General features: G+C 71.3%; 8 protein-coding genes. All 8 read right to left on the bottom strand.

Going from position 1 to position 10,667, the window contains the following annotated elements; translation table 11 throughout:
- Positions 1-1,291: 1,291 nt before the first annotated feature.
- The 8 genes from tyrS to argB all read right to left on the bottom strand — a co-directional run bounded on the left by tyrS (position 1,292) and on the right by argB (position 10,667).
- The gene (gene tyrS / locus BUE48_RS10700) at positions 1,292-2,569 is read right to left on the bottom strand and encodes a tyrosine--tRNA ligase (RefSeq protein ID WP_012852510.1); all 1,278 of its coding nucleotides are present in this window, start codon (positions 2,567-2,569) and stop codon (positions 1,292-1,294) included.
- Between the two features lie 608 nt (positions 2,570-3,177).
- Positions 3,178-3,807: a DNA-3-methyladenine glycosylase gene (locus BUE48_RS10695; RefSeq protein ID WP_286989737.1), complete on the bottom strand. Its 630-nt coding sequence runs from the start codon at positions 3,805-3,807 to the stop codon at positions 3,178-3,180.
- Positions 3,808-3,849: 42 nt separating this feature from the next.
- Complete coding sequence (gene argH / locus BUE48_RS10690) at positions 3,850-5,268, bottom strand: argininosuccinate lyase (RefSeq protein ID WP_012852508.1); 1,419 nt, start codon at positions 5,266-5,268, stop codon at positions 3,850-3,852.
- A gap of 530 nt (positions 5,269-5,798) precedes the next feature.
- Complete coding sequence (locus tag BUE48_RS10685; protein ID WP_012852507.1) at positions 5,799-7,001, bottom strand: argininosuccinate synthase; 1,203 nt, start codon at positions 6,999-7,001, stop codon at positions 5,799-5,801.
- A gap of 68 nt (positions 7,002-7,069) precedes the next feature.
- A complete protein-coding gene (locus tag BUE48_RS10680) occupies positions 7,070-7,633 on the bottom strand; it encodes an arginine repressor (protein WP_286989736.1) in 564 nt (187 codons plus the stop codon).
- Entirely contained in the window at positions 7,630-8,565 is a 936-nt protein-coding gene (gene argF / locus BUE48_RS10675; protein WP_012852505.1) for an ornithine carbamoyltransferase, read from the bottom strand. The genes BUE48_RS10680 and argF overlap by 4 nt, the downstream gene beginning before the upstream one ends.
- A gap of 3 nt (positions 8,566-8,568) precedes the next feature.
- Positions 8,569-9,774, bottom strand: a complete 1,206-nt coding sequence (locus BUE48_RS10670; protein ID WP_286989735.1) for an acetylornithine transaminase — start codon at positions 9,772-9,774, stop codon at positions 8,569-8,571.
- Complete coding sequence (gene argB / locus BUE48_RS10665) at positions 9,771-10,667, bottom strand: acetylglutamate kinase (protein ID WP_012852503.1); 897 nt, start codon at positions 10,665-10,667, stop codon at positions 9,771-9,773. The genes BUE48_RS10670 and argB overlap by 4 nt, the downstream gene beginning before the upstream one ends.

Raw genomic sequence — 10,667 nt, 5'->3', positions numbered from 1 at the left:
CAACGATCCCAACAACATCATCCTCTGACGAGGAACCACAACCCCCACCCACACCAGGCAGAGGCTGACACAAGGCACTGGCTTTTGACACACTGTTGAGTTCTCAAGAAACGGACACCCACCTCGGAGCACCCACCCAACCAGGCAGGCCCCCGCGGGGCAACCCTTCTACTGTACCTGTTCGTCCCGGTTTGTCCAACTCGGTCCGATCAGGCCCACCACCGCCATCAGGGCGCGAAGTACCGCAACCATCTGGTTCTGTGGTGGTTTCCCCCGGGCCGGCCGCCTGCTCGGGCGTCCCGCTCCCCCGTGGGGCAGGTAGAACATTAGGTTGACCGCGCAAGGACGTCAAATCGAGGCCGTCAAGAGACAACGTCCCAGCTCAATCAGCTTGTTCCCGCCCAGGTGAGCCGGACCGGCGGAGCCTTGAGGCTGGTTCTGTGACGCACGCCTCACCGCTCCCGTGACCGGCCGACGGCCCGACCAGAGGCTCATCGGAGTCCTCCTGTCCGGCGTCACCAGCGAGTTCGCCCAGGTAGATCTCGGTTTCACCCGAGGTCTGGGCGAGGAACGCCCTACCGGTCCCGAGGGAGACGTTCAGTCCCCTGCTCTCCTGCTCGCCCCCACCGGGGAGGCTGCAAAGCGTCCCGCCCGCCGTCGAACAGCACCTGCACCGGCCCCTTCAGCCCAGCCGAGGAGCCCGTGGGACAGGACAGGCGACGGAAGCCTTGGTTCCCACGAGGATCCACTGCGCCTCACCAGAGTGGCCCCAGCTACAGAAGGTGAGCCCCATGCATCACAAGGCCGTGCCGTTGCGAGAGGGCGGTGAAACCCTGGCAGGTCTGAGTCGGTAGGCGCCTTCGTCCGTCTCTCACGGAAGGCAGGGAGCGGGATCTTCGTTCCCCTTGCTCATGCGCGTCACCGGACGATCGTTGTGAACGGTTTCGCCGCGAAGGCGCCCGGCAACGGGACCGGTCGAAGCTGGGGAGTCCGTGAGGACGGAGCGCGGATGTTCAACGGACCGATCACGCACAGGCCGTCCGCCTCTGTCACACGTCAGACGACCACGAGGCCGATCAGGCGCGGTGACCGCTGCGGGCCGGCGAGGAGCCCAGGTGACCGCCGCTTGCGCTACCGGAAGATTTCCCTGTTCACCGAGCAGGGCGGTGAGACCGGATGTCCTGCCGGCCTGGCTGAGGGTCCATCGCGGAAGCGACGAGCGCCCGGCCGCTGCGAGACCGGGCGCTCGGGCACGCTCCAGGCCGTCTCCGGGTGAACCGGTGCGGGCGGGTCAGGCCCGGCGCACGACCTCGACGCCGCCGACGTTGCGCTTGCCCCGCCGCAGCACCAGGAACCTGCCGTGCAGCAGGTCCTCGGTGGTGGGGACGGCCTCCTCCGAGGTGACCTTGGTGTTGTTCAGGTAGGCGCCGCCCTGGGCGATGGTGCGGCGGGCCTCCGACTTGCTCTTGCACAGGCCGCTGCCGGCCAGCAGGTCCACCACGGGCGGCAGGTCGCCGGGCGGGATCTCCATGCGGGGGACCTCGGCCAGCGCCGCGCCGAGGGTCCGCTCGTCCAGCTCCTCCAGGGCGCCCTGGCCGAACAGGGCGCGGGAGGCCGCGACGACCTTGGCGCACTCGTCGGCGCCGTGGACCAGGGTGGTGACCTCCTCGGCCAGCGCCCGCTGGGCGATGCGCGCGGCGGGGCGTTCGGCCGACTCCTTGACCAGCTGCTGGATCTCCTCGCGAGGGCGGAAGCTGAAGACCTTCAGGTACTTCTCCACGTCCCGGTCATCGGCGTTGATCCAGAACTGGTAGAAGGCGTACGGGGAGGTCAGCTCCGGGTCCAGCCAGTAGGTCTCGCCGCCTGCGGTCTTGCCGAACTTCGTGCCGTCGGCCTTGGTCAGCAGCGGGGTGGTCAGCGCGTGGGCGGTGCCGCCCTCCACCCGGCGGATCAGGTCGACGCCCGCGGTGAGGTTGCCCCACTGGTCGCTGCCGCCGGTCTGCAACCGGCAGCCGTAGCGCCGGTACAGCTCCAGGAAGTCCATCGCCTGCAGCAGCACGTAGCTGAACTCGGTGTAGCTCATGCCCGTGGTCTCCAGGCGGGTCTTGACCGTCTCACGGGCCAGCATCCGGTTGACCGGGAAGTGCTTGCCGATGTCGCGCAGGAACTCGATGGCCGTCATGGGCCCGGTCCACTCCAGGTTGCTGACCATGAGCGCGGCGTTGGGGCCCTCGAAGTCCAGGAACTTGGCGACCTGGGCGCGGATGCGCTCGACCCAGGCGGCGACCACTTCCTCGGAGTTGAGGGTGCGCTCGGCGCTCTTGCCGCTGGGGTCGCCGATCAGCCCGGTGGCGCCGCCGACCAGGCCGATGGGGCGGTGCCCGGCCAGCTGGAAGCGGCGCAGGGTCAGGATCTGGATGAGGTTGCCCAGATGCAGGCTGGGGGCGGTGGGGTCGAACCCGCAATAGAGGGTGACCGGCCCCGCGGCGAGCAGCGCCCGCAGTTCGTCCAGGTCGGTGGACTGCGCGATCAGGTCGCGCCACGCCAGGTCCTCAAGGACGTCGGTCACGGTCTCCCTCGTCTTCCGCCATGTTTTCCGGGTTTTCGGGTTCGCCCCTCAGGGTGCCCGATGGGGCGCCGCCCACGGTAACGGTATTCACCGGCCGCCGGTGACGTGACGGACCGGGACGTGCGGTTCGTGCCCTGAGGTGGAAGCGGGCACGAGCCCCGGTCTGTTCCCGGCTCGCCTGCCGCAGCCGCGGGGCCGGCCGGTGAAGTCCAGTTCTACCAGGTGTCCCGCGGGACGGGTGCGGGTCCCGGCCGGTGCAGAGCAGACGGTCCCGGTACCGGACGGTCGCCGTCCGTTGGAGCTTGGGACCGGGTACCTGGGCATGGTGCAGGTGCCGCCCAGTGCGGGCAGACATCTCAGGACGAGCACACCGATGAGCTCTTTGGTGATGCTCCCGCTTTCAGGGCCGACTCCCCTGCCTGCATCCGATGCCCTTGCTTTTGTCCGGGGTACCGGGATTCCCGGTTGAGACGGCGGAGGGGTTCGGCGAACCCCTTTCCAGCATCCGCGGTTTCGGGTGGTGGAAACGGCGGGCCCACGGGGGCGCGGTGCCGGGTCGTCCCCGGTCGCCACACATCCCGGCCTGCGGGAACGGCGCGCTGAAAGGTTCAGCCCGTGCCGGTGGTCCTGCGGCGGCGGGGGACGTGCATGCGGTACTGCGACACGCTCGGTTCGCCGTCGATCCAAAAACGCCAGGGAGTCTCCTTGGCGGCGCTCACTCCGACACGCGGCCCCGTCCGCACCCGCGAGGGGTCCACCGGGTCGCCGGCCAGGACGCGCAGCGGGGAGTCGGCGTCGCAGGCGTCCAGGCCGTTGTGCTCGCGGGCGACGCCGAGGGCCTGGCAGAGCCGGGCCGGGCCGCGGGCCAGGTCGCGGAAGGAGGAGCGGGGACGGCGGGCGGCGGCCAGGTCACGGCCGTCGATGACCTCGCCGGCGCGCAGCAGCACCGCCGAGGCCGTGCCGTCCGGGCCGCACACCAGGTTCATGCAAAAGTGCATGCCGTAGGTGAAGTACACGTACACATGCCCGGGCGGTCCCCACATCACCGCGTTGCGGGGAGTGCGCCCCCGGTAGGAGTGGGACGCCGGATCCATCGGCCCGGCGTACGCCTCGACCTCGGTGAGGCGTATCGCGACCTCGCCGTCGCCGGTGCGGTGGACGACGATCTGGCCGAGCAGGCTGGGAGCGACCTCCTCGACGGGGCGGTCGAAGAAGTCACGGTCGAGGAGGTCGCTCATGTCGGCCCGAGGAGGGTCGGCATGGTCCCCGTCCGTCCTCGGCTAAAAGTCCGATCCGGAGGCCCAGGCGGCGTGCTCGTTGACCAGGGCGCGCAGTTCGGCCAGCTGCTCGCGGACCCGCTCGGGGCTGGTGCCGCCGTGGGCCTTGCGGGAGGCCAGGGCGCCCTGCACGTTCAGCACCTCCCGGACGTCGGGGGTCAGGTGCGGGGAGACCTTGGCCAGCTCCTCGTCGGTGAGGTCGCCGAAGTCCTTGTCGTGGACCTGGCACCACACCACCAGGTGGCCGACGACCTCGTGGGCCTCGCGGAACGGCACGCCGCGCCGCACCAGCAGCTCGGCCAGGTCGGTGGCCAGGGCGAAGCCCTCGGGGGCGGTGTCCTCCAGCCGTTCGGTGTTGACCCGCATGGTGGCGATCAGCCCGGACATGGCCGGCAGCACCAGCAGCAGGGTCTCCACGGCGTCGAAGACGCCTTCCTTGTCCTCCTGCAGGTCGCGGTTGTAGGTCAGCGGCAAGCCCTTGAGGGTGGTCAGCAGCCCGACCAGGTGGCCGATGAGGCGGCCGGCCTTGCCGCGGGCCAGCTCGGCCACGTCGGGGTTCTTCTTCTGGGGCATGATGGACGAGCCGGTGGCGTAGGCGTCGTCCATCTCGATCCAGCGGAACTCCTGGGAGGCCCACAGCACGATCTCTTCGCCGAGCCGGGACAGGTGGACGCCGATCATGGCGGCGGCGAAAAGGAACTCGGCGGCGAAGTCGCGGTCGCTGACGGCGTCCATGGAGTTGGCCGCGGGGGCGTCGAAGCCCAGTTCCTCGGCGACCGCCTTGGGGTCCAGCGGCAGCGAGGAGCCGGCCAGGGCGCCGGCGCCCAGCGGGCAGATCGCGGCGCGCTTGTCCCAGTCGCGCAGCCGGTCGATGTCGCGGGCCAGCGGGTGGACGTGCGCCAGCAGCTGGTGGGAGAACAGCACCGGCTGGGCGTGCTGCAGGTGGGTCATGCCGGGGGCGGCCACGTCCAGGTTGTGCTCGGCCTGGGCGATGAGCGCGGTCTCCAGTTCCACCAGGCGGCTGACGATCTGGCGGACGTGGTCGCGCAGGTACAGCCGCAGGTCGGTGGCGACCTGGTCGTTGCGGCTGCGGCCGGCGCGCAGCTTGCCGCCCAGGGAGCCGAGGCGTTCCAGCAGGCCGCGTTCCAGGGCGGTGTGGACGTCCTCGTCGGCGACGGTGGGCCGGAACTCCCCGGAGCGGCAGGCCTGCTCCAGGTCGTCCAGGGCGCCCAGCATGCGGGTCAGCTCCTCGTCGGTGAGCAGGCCGGCCCGGTGCAGCACGCGGGCGTGGGCGCGCGAGCCCATCAGGTCGTACGGGGCCAGCCGCCAGTCGAACTGGACGCTCACCGACAGCCGGGCCAGCGCCTCCGACGGACCGCCTTCGAACCGGCCGCCCCACAACCTCGTCGGTGCCTTGCTCACGCTACTCCCGTTCTGGTTCGTCGCAGCGGGGCCGCGACGGCTCGCGGGCCCTCCGCGCGGTCTTCTCCGTATGTCCCTCGACCGCCCCTCCGGCCGGTCAAGTCGTCGGCGGACCTCGTTCCCGGCCCCCGTGACGCCCTGGTGGGCGAGGCGCCGGACGGGGTGGGGCAAGATCTTCGGCTCAGGCCGCGCGGCCCGCTCGCGTGTGGTCTTTTCAGTGTCTGGACATGCAGAGCCTACCGGGCGGGAACGGCCGAAGCGCCCTCGGTCGCCGACCCGGCTGTGCCCGCCCGCTGTGATGCGGCGCGCGTCCGCGTTCCCCGGCCGGTCGATGGGCATGACCGTCCGGGTGTGCGGTGATGCGGGCCTTTTGGCGGGGCCTGGAGGGGCCTGTGTGCTCGTCTTTCGAACGCGTCGGCCGAGGCCTTGGTGAGGTTCACCACATCGGGCCTGTGCGGCGCGTTCGCCGTCGGGGCCCGTTGCCCGTCGGCCCGCCCGCCGCCACCGCGGGCGGGCCGGTGCGGCCGGCTTCAGCCCTGGACGCGACGGTCGCGGACGGCGGCGATCTTGCTGGGCAGGCTCCACAGTTCCACGAAGCCCTTGGCCAGGCTCTGGTCGAAGGTGTCGCCGGTGTCGTAGGTGGCCAGGTCGTGGTCGTACAGGGAGGCGTCGCTGCGCCGGCCGGTGACCACGGCGCGGCCGCCGTGCAGCGTCATGCGGATCTCGCCGGAGACGTGCTTTTGGGACTCGGCGATGAAGGCGTCCAGGGAACGCTTGAGCGGGGAGTACCACAGCCCGTCGTAGACCAGTTCGCCCCAGCGCTGGTCGACGCTGCGCTTGAAGCGGGCCAGGTCGCGTTCGACGGTGACGTTCTCCAGCTCCATGTGCGCGGTGATCAGCGCGATGGCGGCGGGGGCCTCGTAGACCTCGCGGCTCTTGATGCCGACCAGGCGGTCTTCGACCATGTCGATGCGGCCCACGCCCTGGGCGCCGGCGCGCTGGTTGAGCTCCTCGATGATCTGCAGCGGGGTCAGCTCCCGGCCGTCGAGGGCCACGGGCACGCCGGCGCGGAAGGTGATGACCACCTCGTCCGGGTCGCGCTGGGCGGACGGGTCGGAGGTGTAGTCGTAGAGGTCCTCGATGGGCGCGTTCCAGATGTCCTCCAGGAAGCCGGTCTCCACGGCCCGGCCCCACAGGTTCTGGTCGATGGAGTAGGGGGACTTGGCCGACACGTCGATCGGCAGGCCCTTGGACTCGGCGTACTCGATGGCCTTGTCGCGGGTCCAGGCGAAGTCGCGGGCCGGGGCGATGACCTTCAGGTCCGGGTTCAGCGCCGCCAGGCCGGCCTCGAAGCGGACCTGGTCGTTGCCCTTGCCGGTGCAGCCGTGGGCGACGGCGGTGCCGCCGAACTCCTTGGCGGCGGCGGCCAGGTGCTTGACGATCAGCGGCCGCGACAGCGCCGACACCAGCGGGTAGCGGTCCATGTAGAGGGCGTTGGCCTGCAGGGCCGGGACGCAGAAGTCGGAGGCGAACTCCTCGCGGGCGTCCACCACCACGGCCTCGACGGCGCCGCAGGCCAGTGCCCGCTTGCGGATGACCTCCAGGTCCTCGCCGCCCTGGCCGACGTCGACGGCGACGGCGATGACCTCCCCGCCGGTCTGCTCGGCGAGGTAGGGGATGGCCACGGAGGTGTCCAGGCCTCCGGAATATGCGAGTACGACCCGCTCGGTCATGGGTGATCTCCTGTTCGGGCAGTGCTGGAAGAGAAAGGGATGTGTCGGAGGCGGGGGCCGCAGGGCCCCTAGCCTCGTCGTTCGGTCAGCCGGAGCAGGGCGTCGGCCAGCGCCTGCCCGCCCTGGGGATCGCGGGAGATGACCAGGATGGAGTCGTCGCCGGCGACGGTGCCCAGCACCTCGGGCCATTCGGCGTGGTCGATGGCCGAGGCCAGGTACTGGGCGGCGCCCGGCGGGGTGCGCACGATGACCAGGTTGGCCGACGCCTCGGCGGACACCAGCAGTTCCTGGGCCAGCCGGGCGAGCCGGCCGTGGAAGGTCTCGGCCGAGCCGGTGCGGGCGCGCGGGATGCGCTCGCCGCCCTCGCCGGGGACGGCGTAGATCAGGCTGCCGTCCTCGGCGCGCAGCCGCACCGCGCCGATCTCCACCAGGTCCCGCGAGAGTGTCGCCTGGGTGACCTCCACGCCCTCGGCGGCCAGCAGGCGGGCCAGTTCCGCCTGGGAGTGGACGGGGTGCTTGCCGAGCAGCTCGACGACGCGGGCCTGGCGCGCCGCCTTGGTCATCGGGGTGGCGGCGCCCGTTCCCCGCTCGCCGGAGGCGGTGGGTCTGCGGACGGTCCGCTCGCCGTTCACCCTCCGCCCTCCTCCGTCGCGGTCTGCCGCAGCAGCCAGGTCAGCAGGGCCTTTTGGGCGTGCAGCCGGTTTTCGGCCTCGTCCCACACCAGGCTGTGCGGGCCGTCCAGGACCTCGGCGCTGATCTCCTTGCCGCGGTAGGCGGGCAGGCAGTGCAGCACCGACACCTGCGGGCCGGCCAGCGCGACCTTCTCCTCGTCGACCCGGTAGGGCTCGAAGACGGCCAGGTCTTTTGCGTCCTGGCCCATGGAGACCCAGGTGTCGGTGGCCAGCACGTCGGCGCCGTCGGCGGCGGCCTTGGGGTCGGTGGTGACCTGCACCGAGCCGCCGGTGCCGGCGGCGATCTCCTCGGCGCGCGCCACGACGGCCGGGTCGGGGGCGTAGCCGGCGGGGGCGGCGATGCGCACGTGCATGCCGGCGGTGGCGCCGCCCAGCAGGTAGGAGTGGGCCATGTTGTTGGCGCCGTCGCCCAGGTAGGCCAGGGTCACCCCGGCCAAGCCGCCCTTGGCCTCCCGGATGGTCTGCAGGTCGGCCAGGATCTGGCAGGGGTGGAACTGGTCGGTGAGGGCGTTGACGACCGGGACCGAGGAGAAGGCGGCCATCTCCTCCACCCGCTCCTGGCCGCTGGTGCGCCAGACGATCGCGGCGACCTGGCGTTCCAGCACCCGGGCGGTGTCGGCGATGGTCTCGCCCCGGCCGAGCTGGCTGGTGCCGGCGTCCATCACCAGGGCGTGGCCGCCGAGTTCGGCGATGCCGACGGCGAAAGAGATGCGGGTGCGGGTGGAGTGCTTGTCGAACAGCACCGCCACCGTCCGCGGCCCCTCCAGGGGGCGGTGGGCGAAGCGGTCGCGCTTCATGGCGGCGGCCAGGTCGAGGACTTCGGCCTGCTCGGCGGGGGTCAGGTCGTCGTCCCGCAGGAAATGGCGCACCATCTGTCAGCTCTCCTTGGGGGTGGCGGCGTCGAGGACGGAGGGCAGGGCGTCGATCAGTGCCTGGACCTGCTCGGCGGTGACGATCAGCGGCGGGGCGAGCCTGATCACATTCGGCTGGACGGCGTTGACCAGGAAGCCGGCGTCCCGGGCCGCCGCCTCCACCTGTACTGCCAGCGGTTCGGTCAAGACCAGGCCCAGCCACAGGCCGCGGCCCCGCACGCTCTCGAGCAGGGGGTGGGCGATGGCGGACAGGCCCTCCTTCAGCAGGGCGCCGACCTTGGTGACGTGGTCGAGCAGCCCCTCGGCCTCGATGGTACGCAGTACCGCCAGCGCGGCGGCGGCCGAGACCGGATTGCCCCCGAAAGTGCTGCCGTGGTCGCCCTTGGCGAACAGTTCACCATAGGGGCCGAAGCCGATGCAGGCGCCGATCGGCAGTCCCCCGCCCAGGCCCTTGGCCAGGGTGAGGATGTCGGGCCGCACCCCTTCGTGCTGGTGGGCGAACCAGGTGCCGGTGCGGCCGATGGCCGACTGGATCTCGTCGATGACGAGCAGGGCGCCGCTCTGGTCGCAGATGTCGCGGGCGGCGCTCAGGTAGCCGTCGGGCGGGGGGACGACGCCGCCCTCGCCGAGGGTGGGCTCCAGGAACACCGCGGCGCACTGCGGGGTGACGGCCTGGCGCAGGGCGTCGGCGTCGCCGTAGGGGACGAAGCGCACGTCGATGGCGTAGGGGCCGAACGGCTCGCGGATGGCGTGCTTGCCGGTCAGCGACAGGGCGCCCATCGTGCGGCCGTGGAAGCCGTTCTCGGCGGCCACGAAGTAGGTGCGCTCATGCGCCTTGGCGTACTTGATGGCCAGTTTGAGGGCGCACTCGTTGGCCTCGGTGCCGCTGTTGGACAGAAACACCCGGGCCTTGGCGCCGTGCTCGCCGAGCAGCCGGCGCAGCCGTTCGGCCAGCTGCACCTCCGGTTCGTTGACGAACAGGTTGGAGGTGTGGGCGATGGCACCGACCTGGGCGGTGACCGCCTCGATGAGGGCGGGGTGGCCGTGGCCGAGGGAACTGACGGCGATCCCTGCGATGAAGTCCAGGTACTCCTTGCCGTCGGCGTCGCGGACCAGGCAGCCCTGCCCGGACACCAGCGCCACCGGCGGCAGCCCGTAGTTGGGCATGAACGCCGCCCGGTAGCGCTCCAGCAGCTTCTGGGAGCTCACGCGGCCCCTCCCCGGCCCGGCACCACCATGGTGCCGATGCCCTCGTCGGTGAACACTTCCAGCAGCAGCGCGTGCGGCACCCGGCCGTCCAGGACGTGGGCCTGGGGGACGCCGCCGCGCACCGCCTGCAGGCAGGCCTCCATCTTGGGGACCATGCCCGCCGACAGGGTCGGCAGCAGCTCGGCCAGCTCGTCGGTGGTGAGCCGGTCGATGACCTCGTCGCTGTTGGGCCAGTCGGCGTACAGGCCCTCCACGTCGGTGAGCACGATCAGCTTGACCGCGTCCAGCGCGACCGCCAGCGCCGAGGCGGCGGTGTCGGCGTTGACGTTGTAGATCTGGCCGTCGTCGCCGCGGGCCACGCTGGAGATCACCGGGATGCGGCCGTCGTCCAGCAGGCTGCGCACCGCGCCGGTCTGCACTTCCACGATCTCGCCGACCTGGCCGAGATCGACCTCTTGGCCGTCGACGACGGCGCGTTTGCGTTCGGCGGTCAGCAGGTTGGCGTCCTCGCCGCTCATGCCGACCGCGAACGGGCCGTGCCGGTTGATCAGGCCGACCACGTCCCGTCCGACCTGGCCGACCAGGACCATCCGGACGACCTCCATGGCCTCGGGGGTGGTGACGCGCAGCCCGGCGGTGAAGCGGGATTCGATGCCGTGCTTTTCCAGGGCGGCGTTGATCTGCGGGCCGCCGCCGTGCACGATCACCGGTTTGATCCCGGCGTACCGCAGGAACACCACGTCCTCGGCGAAGGAGTGCCGCAGTGCCTCATCCGTCATGGCGTGCCCGCCGTATTTGATGACGACGGTCTTGCCGTGGAAGCGCTCCAGCCACGGCAGCGCCTCGATCAGCGTGGCGGCCTTGGCCAGCACCCGGCTCCGCTGCGCGCTCAT

Origin of the sequence: Thermomonospora sp. CIF 1 (assembly GCF_001896795.1) — a bacterium.
Classification (GTDB): domain Bacteria; phylum Actinomycetota; class Actinomycetes; order Streptosporangiales; family Streptosporangiaceae; genus Thermomonospora; species Thermomonospora curvata.
The sequence above is the reverse complement of the archived record's forward strand: the minus strand, read 5'-3'. Positions and strand labels throughout refer to the sequence as shown.